This is a genomic window from Streptomyces sp. NPDC104381, assembly GCF_055583745.1.
In genome coordinates this window covers 33,160-49,553 of the sequence record NZ_JBVJNK010000012.1, presented here as the reverse complement: position 1 = coordinate 49,553, position 16,394 = coordinate 33,160, and the positions used below count along the sequence as shown (strand labels likewise).

Sequence of the window (16,394 nt, the reverse complement as noted above, 5' to 3'; positions counted from 1 at the left end):
ATGCTATGACCGCTTTTGACGGATGAGTTGACCGTAGTTGACCGCAAAGGGGTGGCGACACCGTGCCGGCCAGTACAGCGCCTCAAGTCCCGCCCCAGAACGTCCAGACGGACGACATCCAGACCGAGACCCCCGACCCCACGACACCCGCCAGGACCCGGGGGGCGGACACCAGAGCGCTGACCCAGGTGCTGTTCGCGCGGCTCAAGGACCTCGAAGCGGGCAGCCCGGAGCACCACCGGGTGCGCACCGCGCTGATCGAGGCGAACCTGCCGCTGGTGCGGTACGCGGCGGCACGTTTCCGCAGCCGCAACGAGCCGATGGAGGACGTCGTCCAGGTCGGCACCATCGGCCTGATCAACGCCATCGACCGCTTCGACCCGGAACGCGGCGTCCAGTTCCCCACGTTCGCGATGCCCACCGTCGTCGGCGAGATCAAGAGGTACTTCCGGGACAACGTACGGACCGTGCACGTGCCCCGGCGGCTGCACGAGCTCTGGGTCCAGGTCACCGGCGCGACGGAGGACCTGACGACCGCTCACGGCCGCTCACCGACCACCGCCGAGATCGCCGAGCGCCTGAAGATCTCCGAGGACGAGGTCCTGGCGTGCATCGAGGCGGGCCGCTCGTACCACGCGACCTCCCTGGAGGCGGCCCAGGAGGGCGACGGGCTGCCGGGGCTCCTGGACCGGCTCGGGTACGAGGACCCGGCACTGGCCGGGGTCGAACACCGCGACCTGGTACGGCATCTGCTCGTCCAGCTGCCCGAGCGCGAACAGCGGATCCTGCTCCTGCGCTACTACAACAACCTGACGCAGTCACAGATCAGCGCCGAACTGGGCGTCTCCCAGATGCATGTGTCAAGGCTTCTCGCCAGAAGTTTCGCCCGACTTCGGTCCGCAAACAGGATCGAAGCGTAGCTGGAACGGGTAGACCCCCTGAGGGCCATATCCACGGGCGTAAAAGCCGCACACCCCCTGTTTCCAGCGCGGTTCCGGCGCTGACTTGTCGACAAGTCACTACAGCGTGTTGCCGACATGTGACATTCTGCTGGAACCGCGTTTGCCGCAGCCCCACCTCCGGTATTCAGGTGGAGGCTGCGTTCCTCCGATGGTCGTGGCCACCGCGACCGTCCGCGACCTCAAGGGGGTGGCATGTCCGCAGAACAGGGCAGCTCGAAGGTGCTCACGCTCACGAAGAGCGTGCCGGCACCTGCCGTGCTCACCAGCTCGCCGGAAGCCATCGACACCCGCACCCTGTCCCGCTCCCTGTTCCTGCGGCTCGCCGCGCTGGGTCCCGCCTCGGGCCCCGACGGAACGGACAGCCCTGAGCGGGCCTATGTGCGGGACACACTCATCGAGCTCAACCTCCCGCTGGTGCGGTACGCGGCGGCACGGTTCCGGAGCCGTAACGAACCCATGGAGGACATCGTCCAGGTCGGGACGATCGGCCTGATCAAGGCGATCGACCGCTTCGACTGCGAACGGGGCGTGGAATTCCCCACGTTCGCCATGCCGACCGTCGTGGGGGAGATCAAGCGCTTCTTCCGCGACACCTCGTGGTCGGTGCGGGTGCCGCGCCGGCTCCAGGAGCTGCGGCTCGCCCTCACCAAGACCAGCGACGAGCTCGCCCAGAAGCTCGACCGCTCGCCGACGGTGCCGGAGCTGGCCAAGGCGCTCGGGGTCTCCGAGGAGGACGTGGTCGACGGCCTGGCCGTGGGCAACGCCTACACGGCCTCCTCCCTGGACTCACCGTCCCCGGAGGACGACGGCGGCGAGGGCTCGCTGGCGGACCGTCTGGGGTACGAGGACGCGGCGCTGGAAGGCGTCGAGTACCGCGAGTCCCTGAAGCCGCTGCTGGCCAAGCTCGCCCCGCGCGAGCGGCAGATCATCATGCTGCGCTTCTTCGCCAACATGACGCAGTCGCAGATCGGCGAGGAGGTCGGCATCTCGCAGATGCACGTCTCCCGGCTGCTGACCCGGACGCTCACCCAGCTCAGGGAAGGGCTCATCGCCGACTGACCCCGGCGGGGTCCGCAGGGACGGCTCACGAGGCCGCCGGGGCACCACGAGCGCCCGCCCCGGCGGTCCCGCCGTGTCCGGGCCGCCTCCCACGCCGTACGAGGGACGAGCGGGCCTGGCCGCCGTACGGAGCCGTCCGGACGCACGGACCCCTGCGCCCCTGCCGTACGGAGGCGCGTGCCGCTCTCGGGGACGAACGCGGACCGCTCCCGCGCCGGCGTGCGGTGCGGGAGCGGGTGCGTAAGGACGGCGTGCACGCTCACGTGGACGCCCGGCGGGCCCGGCCCCCCAGGAGGGGCGGCGGGCCGGCCGTGAAGGGGCGGACGGTGGTCAGCCGAGCGCGAGCCAGGCGACCGCGCCGAGGACGACGATGACCGCGACGACGGCCACGATCACTCCGGTCTTCGAGCCGGACGAGGTCGCGGCGGGCTGCTGCCTGCGCTGCGGCTCGCCCTCGTCGACAAACGCGCGGAACATCTGCGTGCTGCCCGCCGGGTCGTGAGTGCCCTCGGGGCCCGGCTGCGGGGCGTGGGGGTTGTGTGCCATGGCCCAGGACCCTAGCGAACGCAGGCGTTCCGCCCAACCCCCGGGGCCACGGCGGCCGATGCCCCTCCTCGGCGCGCACAGCCTCTTCACCCGCCCCCCGGAGCGCTTCGCACCACCTCCACGCGCCCCCGGGCGCTCCCGCCTGTGGCGAGGAACACATCCGCCGGGGCCCGCCCCGTGTGCGCTGCACGCTTGACCGGGCGCCTACACAGGCTTTTGCGTTCCTTTACTTCTGCAAGGCCCATTTCGTTTGCCTGCGGCAACCAACCGCTTCTATCGTTGCCCTAAGCAACAAGATGACCTCGCGAGACGTCTGGAGGGCCAGTGGCGGCACGGAGCCAGTACGAAGAACTGGCCCGGCAGCTCAGCGCCGTCGGAGCCGTCAAGCGGGGACTCGTCCGCATCCTGCCCTCGGAGTGCCCCGGTGGCACGGCCGGCGTGCTGACGCTGCTGGCCAAGTACGGCGAGATGCGGATCACCCGGCTTGCCGAGCTCCTGGCCGTGAACATGTCGGTGACCAGCCGTCATGTGACTCACGCGGTGGAGAGCGGCTGGGTCGAGCGCTTTCCGGACCCGGCGGACAAGCGGTCCCGCATCCTGCGGCTGACCCCCGCGGGCGAGGAACTGCTCGACGAGCTGACCCGGCGGACCACGGAGATGTTCGCCCACAACCTCATCGACTGGTCCGACGAAGAAGTCGGACAACTCAACACGTTGTTGTCCCGGCTGCGCGACAGCTTCTCCTGCCGCGGCTCCGGAGGGTGTACCCCCGGAAAGCACAGCGGCGACTGCCGCGCCGGGCACACCGACGACTCGCACACCCGTACACCTGTGTAACAGAAGCAAAGACAAGGATTTAAATGGCTACGACCACACCATCCGGTGTGCGGGGCGGCCACGCCAAGCACGGGGCCGTCGAAGCCCCATCCGGCGCGCCGATGACACACCGGCAGATCATGGAAGCACTGACCGGGCTGCTGCTCGGCATGTTCGTCGCGATCCTGTCGTCCACGGTCGTCTCCAACGCCCTGCCGGAGATCATCTCCGACCTGGGCGGCGGCCAGAGCGCCTACACCTGGGTCGTCACGGCCTCGCTGCTGGCCATGACCGCCACCACCCCGCTGTGGGGCAAGCTCGCCGACCTCTTCAGCAAGAAGCTGCTGGTCCAGATCGCCCTGATCATCTACGTGGCCGGCTCCATAGTCGCCGGCCTCTCCACCAGCAGCGGCATGCTCATCGCCTGCCGCGTGGTGCAGGGCATCGGCGTCGGCGGTCTCTCCGCCCTCGCCCAGATCGTGATGGCCGCGATGATCTCCCCGCGCGAGCGCGGGCGCTACAGCGGCTACCTCGGCGCGGTCTTCGCCGTCGCCACCGTCGGCGGCCCGCTCCTCGGCGGTGTCATCACCGACACCAGCTGGATGGGCTGGCGCTGGTGCTTCTACGTGGGTGTGCCGTTCGCGGTCATCGCCCTCATCGTCCTCCAGAAGACCCTGAAGCTCCCCGTGATCAAGCGCGAGGGCGTCAAGATCGACTGGTCCGGCGCGTTCTTCATCAGCGCCGCCGTCTCGCTGCTGCTGCTCTGGGTCACCTTCGCGGGCGACAAGTACGACTGGGTCTCCTGGCAGACGTACACGATGCTGGGCGGCACCGTCGTCCTCATCGCGCTGTTCCTGTTCATCGAGTCCAAGGCCCGCGAGCCGATCATCCCGCTGCGCCTCTTCCGTAACCGGACCATCACGCTGGCCTCCGCGGCCTCGCTGTTCGTCGGTATCGGGATGTTCGCGGGCACCGTCTTCTTCAGCCAGTACTTCCAGCTGGCGCGGGACAAGTCGCCGACGATGTCCGGCGTCATGACGATCCCGATGATCGCCGGTCTGTTCCTCTCCTCGACGATCTCCGGCCAGATCATCACCAAGACCGGGCGCTGGAAGGCCTGGCTGGTCAGCGGTGGCTTCCTGCTCACCGCCGGCCTCGGGCTGCTGGGCACCATCCGGTACGACACCGAGTACTGGCACATCGCGATCTTCATGCTCGTCATGGGCCTCGGCATCGGCATGATGATGCAGAACCTGGTCCTCGCCACGCAGAACCAGGTCGCCCCCTCCGACCTCGGCGCGGCCAGCTCCGTCGTCACGTTCTTCCGTTCGCTCGGTGGTGCGATCGGCGTCTCGGCGCTGGGCGCCGTGCTGGGCAACCGTGTCACCCACTACGTCAAGGACGGCCTCGCCGACCTCGGCCCCGAGGGTGCGGCGTTCGGCCACGGCGGAACCGGCGGCGGGGGCATCCCCGACCTGGACGCGCTCCCCGCCCCGTTCCGCACGGTCATGGAGGTCGCCTACGGCCACGGTGTCGCCGACGTCTTCCTGTACGCCGCGCCTGCCGCGCTGGTCGCCTTCCTCCTGACCCTCTTCATCAAGGAGGTCGCCCTGAAGACGAAGGCGGGCAACGACAACACCCCCGCCGAGGTACCCGCCACGGCGCAGGCCGTCGAGGCCGCCGACGTCACCGCGCCGGTCGCCGTGGGCGCCGCCGGGTTCACCTCGGCCGACGCCCTGGAAGGGACCGCCGCCATCGAGGAGCCGACCATTCAGGGAACGCCCGTACGCGGTGTGGTGCGGGGCGCCGAGGGCGCACCCGTCGCCCGCGCCGCCGTCACGCTGATCTCGCTGGGCGGCCGGCAGCTGGGGCGCTCCGTCGCCCAGGCCGACGGCGGTTACGTCCTGGACGCGCCGGGCTCCGGCAGCTACGTCCTGATCGCCTCCGCCGACGGCTTCCAGCCGCAGGCGTCCACCGTGGTCGTCGGCGAGGAGCCGCTGGCCTTCGACATCCTGCTCGCCGGTACGAGCGGTCTCTCCGGGACCGTACGGACCGCCGAGGGCAGCAGCCCCGTCCAGGGCGCCATGGTCGTGGTGACCGATGTGCGCGGCGACGTGCTGGCCACGGGTGTCTCCGGTGACGCGGGTGAGTTCACCTTCGGTGAGCTGATCCCCGGTTCGGTGACCGTCGCCGTCACGGCCGCGGGCTTCCGTCCGCTGGCCCTGCCGGTGGAGGTCGGCGGCCAGGGTGTCACCCGGGTCGACGTGGCCCTGCGGTCCGGTGCGCTGGTGCGGGGTGTCGTCAGGGCCGGCTCCGGCCGGGCACCGCTGAACGACGCCCGGGTCACGCTGATCGACGCGGCCGGCAACGTGGTCGCCTCCTCGACGACCGGCGAGGACGGCGTGTACGCCTTCACCGACCTGGACGCCGGTGAGTACTCCGTGATCGCTACCGGCTACCCGCCGGTGGCCGGCTCGCTGACCGTGAGCGGCGGCGGGGTCGACGGTCACGACATCGAGCTCGCCCACCCGGGCGAGTAACAACCGGAAGATCCACACAGACCCCTGGCGGAACAGCGCTTCGAGCGGAGAGGCTGTGGCCGCCGGGTGGAAATGGGCCCCGTGGCGGGAACGGCAGGCAGGGGACGGCCTGCCGGCCCCGCCCGGGGCCCGACTCATTGCGACCGCGGTCCGAGTCGCTGCTTCACGAGTGATTTGAGCAAGGAGAGAACACGGGATGGGACTTCGCGCACAGGTACGCACGCGGGACGGCTGGGCCGTCCAGCACGCGGTCGTGACGGTGACCGACATGACGGGCACCCAGGTGCTCCGGGCCGCCGCCGACGAGAACGGGGCCGTCCGCACCGACGACCTCCTCCAGGCCGGCGCGTACACGGTGATCGTCACGGCGGTGGGTTACGCCCCCTCCGCGTCGACCGCACTCGTCACGGCCAGCGGCCGCGTCGAGGCCGGGACCGTGGTGCTGGCCCGGCAGGGCGGCGTGGAGCTGCCGCCTCCGGGCACCTGGTCGCTGGACCCGGTGCACTCCTCGGTGGCCGCGGTCGCCCAGCACCTGGGGATCTCCAGCGTGCACGGCCGGTTCACCGAGTTCGGCGGCCGCATCGAGATCTCCGAGGACGTGCAGAACTCCCGCGTGGAGGCCTTCATCGCCGCCACCAGCATCGACACGGGCAACGCCATGCGGGACAAGCACCTGCGCTCGGCGGACTTCCTGGACGTGGAGGCGTTCCCGGAGATCACCTACCGCTCCCGGGCGCTGACCCCGGCCGGGCCCGACCGCTGGACGGTGCACGGGCTGCTCACGATGCACGGCATCGCGCGCGAGGTGGACCTCGACCTCAGCTATCTGGGCACCGGCCCCGACCCGTGGGGCGGGGTGCGGGCGGCGTTCAACGCCACGGCGGAACTGCGCCGCGACGACTTCGCCATGAACTACAACCAGGTGCTGCAGGCGGGCATCTCCGCGATCGGCACGACCCTGCGCGTGGAGCTCGACATCCAGGCGGTCCAGGGCGACTCCGTCCAGGGATAGGGCCGGCGGAAAGGCCCCGGGACGGGCCCGGGGCCCGGGGCCGCGCGCGTCGGAAGACCCTAGGCTGGGCCGCATGGCACCCAACATCGCGACCAACACCGCCGTGGAACTCGGGGAACTGCTGGACTTCGTGCGGCCCCGGCACCGGGCGATCCTGCTGACCACCCGGTCCGACGGCCGCCCCCAGGGCTCCCCGCTCACCTGCGGCGTGGACGACGCGGGGCGGATCGTCGTCTCGACCTACCCCGAACGGGCCAAGACCCGTAACGCCAAGCGGGACGAGCGCGTCAGCGTGATCGTCCTGTCGGACGAGTGGAACGGACCCTGGGTCCAGGTCGACGGCACGGCCGAGGTGATCGACGCACCGGACTCGGTCGAGCCGCTCGTCGAGTACTTCCGCACCATCTCGGGCGAGCACCCGGACTGGGACGAGTACCGGGCGGCGATGGTCAAGCAGGGCAAGTCCATCATCCGGATCACCCCGGAGCGCTGGAGCCCGATCGCCACCGGCGGCTTCCCCGCCCGTCTGGCCGACGGCGGCTGACCGTACCGATGACACCGCCCCGCCCGGGCCCGCTCGCGCGGGCCCGGCTGCTGACCTCGCCCTCCGTCCCACCGGCCGTCGTCCGTGAGCTGGAACGCCTCACCGGGCGCCCGGTGCGCACCACTCCGCCCGACGGACCCTTCGTGTACGTCGGCGACGCACTGCCCGAGGCGCTGCGCACCCCGGACCTGCTGTGGTTCCACAGCGTCAACGCCGGTACGGACGCGCTGCTCGCCGCCGGCCCCTGGCCGGAAGGGGCCCTGCTCACGCGGACCGTGGGACGGATGGGCGAGCGGATCGCCCAGTACACGCTGGCCTGGATCCTCGCCGAGTGCCAGTCCGTGCCGGAGCACACCGCGCAGCACGCCCGGTCCGAGTGGCGCCGCCTCCCCTCCGAACTCGCCGCCGGGCGGACCGCCGTCGTCCACGGCACCGGACGCATCGGCGGCGCGGTCGCCTCCCTGCTGCGGTCCTGCGCGGTGCGCACGGTCGGTGTGAGCCGTACGCACCGTGGCGTCCCCGCGGGCTTCGACCGGACCGTCCTCGCCGGCTCGGACGAGGAGACCGCGGCGCTGGCGGAGGCCAGGTGGGTGGTGTCGGCCCTGCCCCTGACCGGCGCCACCGAGCGCTTCTTCGATGCCGCCCGGTTCACCGCGATGCGCGGCGCCACCTTCGTCAACGTGGGCCGGGGCGCGACGGTGGACATGGCGGCACTGGAGGCCGCGCTGCACGGCGGTGCGGTCCGCCGGGCCGTGCTGGACGTGCTGCCCGACGAGCCCGCCGGCCCCGGTGACCGTGCCTGGCGGCTGCCGCGCACGGTGATCACGTCGCACTCGGCCGGCATCACAGCCGACGAGGACGTCGTCACCGACTTCGGCGCCTGCTGGGAGGCGGTCGCCGAGGGGCGCACGCCCGCGCTGGCGGTGGACACCGGGCGCGGCTACTGAGGAACGGGCCCACGGGTGGCGCCCGGTTCTAGGGCCGGCGCGCCGCGTTCTCGCACGTCGACTCGATGCCGGCGATCAGGAGGTCCAGCGCGAACGTGAAGTCACGCTCGCGCATCTCCTCCACCGTCTCGCCGCCCCGCGCGTCCATCAGGCTCTCCGAGGGCCGCATGGCCCGGTGCAGCTCCGGGTCGGCGCGGATCGTGCCCATCGCCCGCGCGAAGTACTCGTCCTGGGTGAGCCCGGCCTGCTTCGTGCGCTGCACGAAGTGCCCCTCGGTGGTGCCGAATCCGTAGACGAACTGGAAGACGGCCGCCATCGCACCCGTCCGCCGTTCCAGCGGCAGCCCGGTGGCCCGGACGACGTCCTGGACGGCGTACGAGAACAGCATCGAGTGCGGCCCGATGTTCAGGAAGCTGCCGACCAGGCCCGACGCCCAGGGGTGGCGTACGAACATCTTCCGGTAGCTGGTGGCCAGTTCGCGCAGCCGGTCGCGCCAGTCGGCGTCCTCCGGTGTGGCCGGGATCTCGCCGAAGACCGTGTCCAGGGCGAGCTCCAGCAGGTCGTCCTTGGTGTCGACGTACCAGTAGAGGGACATCGCCGTGACGTCGAGCTCGGCGGCCAGGCGCCGCATGGAGAACTTCGCGAGGCCGTCGGCGTCCAGCAGCCGCACGCTCGCCGCCGTGATCCTGTCCCGGTCCAGGCCGGCCGGCTGGTCCGCCTTGCGGGTGCGCGAGGGTGTCCGCCGGTCCAGCCACACACTGACCCGGGAAGGGTTCTTCGCACCGTCTGCCGCGGACCCCATGACGCACGCTCCTTGTCTTGCGGTGGCACTCCTGCGTACCGGCTCCCCCGTCCGATGCTATGCCCGCAGGCCGGGGCTCCCGTTCCGCTCGGCCCGCCTCAGCAGGACCGCGGCCAGCAGTCCGCCGGCCAGGACCGCCCCGGCGCCGACCAGTTGACTGGTCTCCAGGCCGGAGGCGAAGGCGTCCGTGATGCGCTCACGGTCCGCCGCCCCGTCGGCGGCGGCGAGCGCGGCGGGCAGGGAGGAGGCGCCGACGACCCCCGGAACGAGTGCGGCGAAGCGGGAGTTGAGCACGGCCCCGAGCACCGCGACCCCCAGCCCGTTGCCGAACTCGGCGAGCGTGCCGTTCACCCCGGCGCCCACGCCCGCCTTCTCCGGCGGGATGGCGCTCATGATCGCGTTGGCCATCGCCGGCATGGCGAGCGCGACGCCCGCCCCCATGACGAGCAGGCCGAGCAGCATCCCGCCGTAGTCCCGCCCGCCCAGCAGGGCGATGGCCGCGAGCCCGGCGGCCAGCAGGCTCATCCCGGTGCCGATGACGGCGGGCGTCCCCAGCTTCCCCACCAGCCGGGCGCCGAGCCCCGTGAGGTTGAGCGCGACGACGGTGAGGGCGAGCGGGGCCGTGCGCAGCCCCGCTTCGAGCGGCTCGTAGCCGAGGACGAACTGGAGGTGCTGGGTGAGCAGGAAGAGCGAACCCGTCATCCCGAACGCCACGAGGATCGCGCCGGCGACCGCGCCGGTGAACCGCTGGTCGCGGAAGAAGTGCATGTCCAGCATCGGGTACGGGACATGGAGCTCCCACAGGACGAATCCGGTGAGGACGGCGACCCCGGCGAAGGCCGTCAGCAGGACCGGCCCGGAGCCCCAGCCGTGCTCGGGGCCGGAGATGATCGCGTAGACCACGGAGGCCATGCCGAGGGTGGAGAGCAGGGCCCCGATCAGGTCGGGGCGGTCACCCTGCGGGTTCCTGGACTCCGGGACGAGCCGGACGACCGCGATCAGGCCGACGACCGCCACGGGGATGTTGACCAGGAAGATGGCGCCCCACCAGAAGTGGTCGAGCATCGCCCCGCCGATCAGCGGGCCGGCCGCGAAGCCCAGCGAGCTGACGGTGGACCAGATGCCGATCGCCTTGACGCGCTCGGTGTCGTCGAAGATCTGCATCACCACGGCGAGCGTGGTCGTCATCAGCAGCGCGCCCCCGACGCCCATCCCCGCGCGGGCCGCGATCAACTGCCCCGAGGACTGCGCGAGTCCCGCCGCCAGCGAGCCGACGCCGAACAGTGCGAGCCCCGCGACCAGCATCTTCTTGCGGCCGTAGCGGTCGGCGGAGCTGCCCGCGGTGAGCACCAGCCCGGACTGGACGAGCGCGTACGCGTTGATCATCCACTGCACATCGGCGGTGGAGGCGTGGAGATCGGCGGTGAGCGAGGGGATGGCGACGTTCAGGACGGTGTTGTCGAGCAGCACGGTGAGCTGGGCGAGGCAGATGACTCCGAGGATCACCCAGCGGCGCGCATGGCCGCCCTGGGGAGCGAGGTCGTTCTGCTCGGCGGCGGTCGCCGTCATGCGGACTCCTGGTTCCGGTGCACTTGTACGGTGTATGGGAGGTGCTCCCGTACACCGTATGGCATTTCCTGTACGCCGTACAACACAGGGTGCCGTGGCGCCGGATCCGTCCTGGTGACAGCGGAGGGCGGTGGCCCGGAGCCTGTGCTCCGGACCACCGCCCTGTTCCCGTCGGCGCCCTGTTCCCGTCGGGCGTCCTGTTTCCGTCGGCGCCCTGTTGCCGCCGGTGTCAGCTCGCGGGCTGGGTGAGGTCGTAGAAGGTCGCGCTTCCCGCGGTGACCTCCTTGAAGTTCTCCTCCACCCACGCCGTGATCTGCGAGGAGGTGCCGTCGCCGCCTCCCATGCCACCGCCCGAACCGCTGGAGATCAGGTAGTGGATCTTGCCGTCCTCCACGTACTTCTTGAACTGGGCGAGCGTCGGGGACGGGTCGCTGCCGTTGAATCCGCCGATCGCCATCACCGGGTCACCGGTGGCGAGCTGGTAGCTCGCGGCGTTCTGCGAACCGATGGCCGCGGCGGCCCAGGTGTAGGCGTCGGCGTTCTGCTTCAGGAGCGTTTTGGCCTCGGAGTCGACGGAGGAGCCGTTGAGCAGACCGCCCATGCCGCCGCCTCCGCCCATGCCGCCCTCACCCGCGCCACCACCGGGCATGCCGCCCTGCTGACCGCCCTGCTGCCCCCCGGGCGCCTGGCCCTGCGTGCCCTGGCCCTGGCTCTGGCCCTGGCCCTGGCCCGGTGTGCCGCCGCCGGGGAAGCCGCCGCCCTGCGCGGTGCCGGGAGCCTGACCGCCCTGCGCCGTGCCCGGTGCCTGGCCGCCCTGCCGGGTGCCCTGGCCGGGGGGCTGCATGCCTCCACCGGGGCCGCCCTCACCGCCCCCGGGGCCGCCGCCCCGGCCGCCGCCGGGACCACCCATGCTCGCGCCCGACGGACCCGCCGTGACGATCGAGCCCTGGTGCCCGGTGTTCAGCGTGCTGATCGTGTACGCCGTCGGACCGGCCAGCGACGCCGCGAGCCCCAGGCCCGCCACGCCCAGCACGAGCGCCCGGCCCAGCCGTGCCGCGAGCAGCAGCCCCACCGCGGCCGACAGCCCGCCGATCAGGACGGCCCAGCGCAGCCACGGGTGGAAGTCCGGGGTGCGCCCCAGCAGGACGTACGACCAGACGGCCGTCGCCGCGACGGTGACGCCGAGTGCGGCGCCGGCCCACCACCTGCCCCGCTCCTCCCAGAGGACCGAGGCGCCCATGCCGACCAGCGCCGCGATGTAGGGCGCCAGGGCCACGGTGTAGTACTGGTGGAAGATGCCGGCCATGAAGCTGAAGACGAGGGCCGTCATCAGCAGCGAACCGCCCCAGGCGAGGAACGCCGCACGGGCCGTGTCGGTCCGCTTCGCCCGCCAGGTCAGCCAGACCCCCGCGACCAGCAGGATCAGCGCGGCGGGCAGCAGCCAGGAGATCTGGCCGCCGATCTCGGAGTTGAACATGCGGCCGATGCCGGTCTCGCCCCAGCCGCCGCCCTGACCGCCGCCGCCGCCACCGCCGCCTCCGACGCTGCCGGTCTCCTCGCCGTTGATCCGGCCGAGCCCGTTGTAGCCGAAGGTGAGTTCCAGGAAGGAGTTGTTCTGCGAGCCACCGATGTACGGGCGTGAGGAGGCGGGCCACAGCTCGACGATCGCCACCCACCAGCCGCCGGAGACGACCATCGCCAGCGCCGCCAGGCCGAGCTGGCCGAACCGCTTGCGCACGGACACCGGGGCGAACACCGCGTACAGCACGGCCAGCGGCGGCAGGATCAGGAAGGCCTGGAGGGTCTTCGACAGGAACGCGAGCCCGACCGCGACACCGGCCCAGACCAGCCACTTCGTCCGGCCGGCCTCCATCGCGCGGAGCACGCAGTAGACGGTGACGGTCATCAGGAGCGCGAGCAGCGCGTCCGGGTTGTTGAAGCGGAACATCAGCGCGGCGACCGGGGTCAGCGCGAAGACCACCATGGTGATCAGCCCGGCGGCGGCGCTGAAGCGGCGGCGTACGGCTCCGTAGAGGACACCGGCCGTGGCGACGCCCATCAGCACCTGGGGCGCGAGGATCGCCCAGGAGCTCAGGCCGAAGATCCGCACCGACAGGGCCATCGGCCAGAGCGTGGCCGGGGGCTTGTCGACGGTGATCGCGTTCGCGGAGTCCAGCGAGCCGAAGAAGAAGGCCTTCCAGCTCTGGCTGCCGGCCTGCACGGCGGCGGAGTAGAAGGAGTTGGCGTACCCCGACGCGCTCAGATTCCACAGGTAGGCGAGCGCGACGACCAGCAGCAGCCCCAGGAAGGCGGGCCTCGCCCAGCGCGGGTCCTCGGGCCTGCCCCGGCGGACGCGCCGTGCCAGCGATTCCCTTCGGCCCGCGGCGTGCGCGGGCGCCCCTGGGGTGTCGGGCGGGGCCTGGAAGCGGCCGGAGTGGGTGGTGGCGGCGGTCATCGGGCGTCCCTCAGTTCGTGTGCGGCACCCCTGCGGGCGTCCATCGGTTCGTGTGCGGCACCCCTGCGGGCGTCCATCGGTTCGTGTGCGGCACCCCTGCGGGCGTCCTGGTGGTCGGTGCGCCGGTCGGGGAAGACCCAGGCACGGAAGAGCAGAAACCGCAGCACCGTCGCCGCGAGGTTGGCCGCGATCAGCACGGCGAGTTCGGTGCCGTGCGACGCGGAACCGGACGCCGTGCCCAGGGCGGCGAGCGACCCGCTGGTGAGCGCGAGCCCGATCGCGAACACGACGAGCCCCTGCGCCTGGTGGCGCACGGCACCGCCCCGGCCGCGTACGCCGAAGGTGAGCCTCCGGTTCGCCGCCGTATTGGCGACGGCGGAGACCAGGAGGGCCGCCGCGTTGGCGAACTGCGGGCCCACGCCCAGCCGGAAGAGGGAGTACAGGGCGAGGTAGACCAGGGTCGAGAGCGCGCCGACCACACAGAAGCCGGCCAGCTGCCGGGCGAGCCCGCGCGGCACCCCGGGCACGGCCCGGTCGCGGGGGTCGTCCCCGAAGGGCCGTGCCAGACGGTCCAGCGGCAGGGCGCCGGTGGCCAGCGCCCGGCCCACCCGCCAGACACCCTTGAGGTCGTCGGTCGCCGTCCTCACGATGTGCACGGTGGAGTCGGGGTCGTCGACCCAGTCGACCGGCACCTCGTGGATGCGCAGCCCGGCGCGCTCGGCGAGGACCAGCATCTCGGTGTCGAAGAACCATCCGGTGTCCTCGACCATCGGCAGCAGCCGCTGCGCGACCTCGCGCCGTATGGCCTTGAAGCCGCACTGGGCGTCGCTGAACCTGGCGGCGAGCGAGGAGCGCAGGATGAGGTTGTACGCCCGCGAGATGAACTCCCGCTTCGACCCCCGCACCACCCGCGAACTGCGGGCCAGCCGAGACCCGATGGCCAGGTCGGAGTGGCCGGAGATCAGCGGGGCGACCAGCGGGAGCAGGGCGTTCAGGTCGGTCGAGAGGTCGACGTCCATGTAGGCGAGCACCGGCGAGTCCGAGTGGGACCAGACGGTCCGCAGCGCCCGGCCCCGGCCCTTCTCCTCCAGCCGGAACGACCGCACCTCGGGGATGAGGTCCGCGAGCCGGGCCGCCACCTGGGGCGTACGGTCGGTGCTCGCGTTGTCCGCCACGGTGATCCGGAAGCCGTAGGGGAACGTCCGCGCCAGGTGGTCGTGCAGGCGCAGCACACACGTTTCGAGGTCCTTCTCCTCGTTGTACACGGGAACGACCACGTCGAGGACGGGTACGGGGGCGGGAGCGCCGACCGCTGCGGCCAGGAGATGTTCCCGGGCCGGCAGGGTGCTCCAGGCAGTGTCGGTTCGCATGAGACCCACACTCACCAACCGCGCTGTCACATCCGTGTGCTGAGCCTGTGGTGCGTCTGTGAGTGCGCGGCGGAAACGTCGGCAGCCGTATCCGCCCTGTTCACCGGCGTGTCACCGGGCCGTTCGCCCCGGGTGCCGCCGTGGTTCTCCGGCCCTTCCGCGTACACCGCGTCCGCCGGCAGATGGACCGCGAACACCGTGCTGCCCGGCACCGAGCGCACCTCGGCCACGCCTCCGTGCGCGGCGACGACGGCCTGCACGATGGCGAGGCCCAGCCCCGTCGACCCGGCGTGCCGGGAGCGCGAGGCGTCGCCCCGTGCGAACCGCTCGAAGACCCGTGGCTGGAGCTCCGCCGGGATGCCCGGCCCGTTGTCCTCGACCTCCAGGGTCACCCAGGGCAGTTCCCCGCGCGCCTGGCGCACGCGGACCGTGACGGTGGTCCCCGGCGGGGTGTGCGTACGGGCGTTCGCCAGCAGGTTGACCAGCACCTGCTGGATCCTGGTCGGGTCGGCGAGCACCGTGGCGGGCACCTCGGGGAGCTCAAGCCGCCAGTGGTGGGCGGCCCCCTCGGTGGTGCGGTCCGCGACACGGGCGTCGCTGACCGCGTCGATGACGAGCGGGGAGAGATCGGTGCTCTCGTACGAGAGCGGCCGTCCGGCGTCGAGACGTGCCAGGAGGAGCAGGTCCTCGACCATGCCCGTCATCCGTTCCGCCTCGGACTCGATCCGGCCCAGGGCGTGCCGGGTGTCCGGCCCGGTGTTCTCCCGTCCGCGCCGCGTCAGTTCGGCATACCCGCGGATCGAGGCGAGCGGGGTGCGCAGCTCATGGCTGGCGTCCGCGACGAACTGCCGTACGCGCGTCTCGCTCTTCTGCCGTGCCTCCAGTGCCGAACCGACGTGCCCCAGCATCCTGTTGAGGGCCGCGCCGACCTGACCGACCTCGGTACGCGGATCGGCCTCGGCGTCCGGGACCCGTTCGAGCAGGGCGACCTCGCCGCTGTGCAGGGGGAGTTCGGAGACCCGGGTCGCGGTGGCGGCCACCCGGCGCAGCGGGCGCAGGGCGACACCGACCATGGCGGCGCCGGCGATCCCGGCGGCGATCAGCCCGGCCCCGGTGACACAGACCTCGACGAGGATCAGGGTGGTGACGGCCTTGTCCACCTCGGCCGTCGGGATGCCGACCAGGACGTACGTGCCACCGGCGGACGTGCCACCGGCGGACGTGCCACCCGCGGACGTGCCACCCGCGGACGTGCCGCCGGGCGCGCCTCCGCCGGACGCCTTCTCACCGGACGCTCCACCGCCGGAAGCCCCGCCACCGGACGGGACGAGCTGCACCCGGTAGCTGCCGAGGCCGGGGAGCTCGACGTCGTGGGGTTCGCCGTCCGGCGCCACGTCGGCGCCTTCGAGGGCGGCCTCCTGGGCGTCGGTCAGTTCCTCGGTGCTCTCCCGGGCGTCCGGCCCCTTGACCACCTTCGATTCGGTGACGGAGCCGTCGGAGACCACGGCCCCGAAGGTGTTGAACGCGCCCCTGCCGATGAAGGCGAGCGGTTCCTCGTCGCCGCCCTCCGGGCCGCCCCGGTCGGCCTTGCCGCTCCCGGGCGGGGGCTGCTGGGCCACCCTGGCGATGTCGCGCAGCTGGTCGTCGAGCTTCCCGTCCATATAGCTCTGGAAGGCGATCGCGGTGACCGAGCCGATGACGGCGGCGACGACCGCGATGAGCGTCACCGCGTACACGACGAGCCGGGTCCGCAGGGTCCAGGGGCGCTTCAC

General features: G+C 71.9%; 13 protein-coding genes. 7 read left to right on the top strand and 6 right to left on the bottom strand.

From position 1 onward, the window contains the following. The first annotated feature begins 62 nt into the window (after window positions 1-62). Window positions 63-920: an RNA polymerase sigma factor SigF gene (locus ACZ607_RS32950; RefSeq protein ID WP_469741145.1), complete on the top strand. Its 858-nt coding sequence runs from the start codon at window positions 63-65 to the stop codon at window positions 918-920. Between the two features lie 234 nt (window positions 921-1,154). After that, window positions 1,155-2,021, top strand: a complete 867-nt coding sequence (locus ACZ607_RS32945; protein ID WP_073750853.1) for an RNA polymerase sigma factor SigF — start codon at window positions 1,155-1,157, stop codon at window positions 2,019-2,021. Between the two features lie 330 nt (window positions 2,022-2,351). Here the strand turns inward: ACZ607_RS32945 and ACZ607_RS32940 are convergent, their stop codons facing one another. Then, window positions 2,352-2,567 (bottom strand): hypothetical protein, encoded by a 216-nt coding sequence (locus ACZ607_RS32940; RefSeq protein ID WP_124277992.1) that lies wholly within the window; start codon window positions 2,565-2,567, stop codon window positions 2,352-2,354. 324 nt (window positions 2,568-2,891) lie between these two features. Here ACZ607_RS32940 and ACZ607_RS32935 point away from each other — a divergent pair, with 324 nt between their 5' ends. From ACZ607_RS32935 to ACZ607_RS32915, 5 genes are all read left to right on the top strand, one after another. Next, window positions 2,892-3,404, top strand: coding sequence for a MarR family winged helix-turn-helix transcriptional regulator (locus ACZ607_RS32935; protein ID WP_469741140.1), 513 nt, complete (start codon window positions 2,892-2,894; stop codon window positions 3,402-3,404). 101 nt (window positions 3,405-3,505) lie between these two features. Next, window positions 3,506-5,923, top strand: coding sequence for an MFS transporter (locus ACZ607_RS32930; protein ID WP_469741360.1), 2,418 nt, complete (start codon window positions 3,506-3,508; stop codon window positions 5,921-5,923). 196 nt (window positions 5,924-6,119) lie between these two features. Beyond that, on the top strand, window positions 6,120-6,935 hold the full coding sequence (locus ACZ607_RS32925) for a YceI family protein (RefSeq protein ID WP_469741137.1): 816 nt from the start codon (window positions 6,120-6,122) through the stop codon (window positions 6,933-6,935). A gap of 73 nt (window positions 6,936-7,008) precedes the next feature. Further along, window positions 7,009-7,479, top strand: coding sequence for a PPOX class F420-dependent oxidoreductase (locus ACZ607_RS32920; protein ID WP_469741135.1), 471 nt, complete (start codon window positions 7,009-7,011; stop codon window positions 7,477-7,479). An 8-nt stretch (window positions 7,480-7,487) separates the two neighbouring features. Then, on the top strand, window positions 7,488-8,426 hold the full coding sequence (locus tag ACZ607_RS32915; RefSeq protein ID WP_469741132.1) for an NAD(P)-dependent oxidoreductase: 939 nt from the start codon (window positions 7,488-7,490) through the stop codon (window positions 8,424-8,426). Window positions 8,427-8,454: 28 nt separating this feature from the next. Here the strand turns inward: ACZ607_RS32915 and ACZ607_RS32910 are convergent, their stop codons facing one another. The 5 genes from ACZ607_RS32910 to ACZ607_RS32890 all read right to left on the bottom strand — a co-directional run bounded on the left by ACZ607_RS32910 (window position 8,455) and on the right by ACZ607_RS32890 (window position 16,394). Continuing rightward, complete coding sequence (locus tag ACZ607_RS32910; RefSeq protein ID WP_469741127.1) at window positions 8,455-9,228, bottom strand: TetR/AcrR family transcriptional regulator; 774 nt, start codon at window positions 9,226-9,228, stop codon at window positions 8,455-8,457. A 57-nt stretch (window positions 9,229-9,285) separates the two neighbouring features. Then, window positions 9,286-10,797, bottom strand: coding sequence for an MFS transporter (locus ACZ607_RS32905; protein ID WP_469741115.1), 1,512 nt, complete (start codon window positions 10,795-10,797; stop codon window positions 9,286-9,288). Window positions 10,798-11,026: 229 nt separating this feature from the next. Further along, window positions 11,027-13,252, bottom strand: coding sequence for an ArnT family glycosyltransferase (locus ACZ607_RS32900; RefSeq protein WP_469741113.1), 2,226 nt, complete (start codon window positions 13,250-13,252; stop codon window positions 11,027-11,029). Then, complete coding sequence (locus ACZ607_RS32895) at window positions 13,249-14,622, bottom strand: bifunctional glycosyltransferase family 2/GtrA family protein (protein WP_469741111.1); 1,374 nt, start codon at window positions 14,620-14,622, stop codon at window positions 13,249-13,251. The genes ACZ607_RS32900 and ACZ607_RS32895 overlap by 4 nt, the downstream gene beginning before the upstream one ends. 26 nt (window positions 14,623-14,648) lie before the next feature. After that, on the bottom strand, window positions 14,649-16,394 hold the full coding sequence (locus tag ACZ607_RS32890) for a HAMP domain-containing sensor histidine kinase (RefSeq protein ID WP_469741109.1): 1,746 nt from the start codon (window positions 16,392-16,394) through the stop codon (window positions 14,649-14,651).

Coding starts and splice junctions, on each gene's coding strand:
- ACZ607_RS32915 (WP_469741132.1), top strand. CDS start 7,488: ATGACACCGCCCCGCCCGGGCCCGCTCGCGCGGGCCCGGCTGCTGACC.
- ACZ607_RS32905 (WP_469741115.1), bottom strand. CDS start 10,797: ATGACGGCGACCGCCGCCGAGCAGAACGACCTCGCTCCCCAGGGCGGC.
- ACZ607_RS32900 (WP_469741113.1), bottom strand. CDS start 13,252: ATGACCGCCGCCACCACCCACTCCGGCCGCTTCCAGGCCCCGCCCGAC.
- ACZ607_RS32930 (WP_469741360.1), top strand. CDS start 3,506: ATGACACACCGGCAGATCATGGAAGCACTGACCGGGCTGCTGCTCGGC.
- ACZ607_RS32925 (WP_469741137.1), top strand. CDS start 6,120: ATGGGACTTCGCGCACAGGTACGCACGCGGGACGGCTGGGCCGTCCAG.
- ACZ607_RS32895 (WP_469741111.1), bottom strand. CDS start 14,622: ATGCGAACCGACACTGCCTGGAGCACCCTGCCGGCCCGGGAACATCTC.
- ACZ607_RS32920 (WP_469741135.1), top strand. CDS start 7,009: ATGGCACCCAACATCGCGACCAACACCGCCGTGGAACTCGGGGAACTG.
- ACZ607_RS32945 (WP_073750853.1), top strand. CDS start 1,155: ATGTCCGCAGAACAGGGCAGCTCGAAGGTGCTCACGCTCACGAAGAGC.
- ACZ607_RS32910 (WP_469741127.1), bottom strand. CDS start 9,228: ATGGGGTCCGCGGCAGACGGTGCGAAGAACCCTTCCCGGGTCAGTGTG.
- ACZ607_RS32940 (WP_124277992.1), bottom strand. CDS start 2,567: ATGGCACACAACCCCCACGCCCCGCAGCCGGGCCCCGAGGGCACTCAC.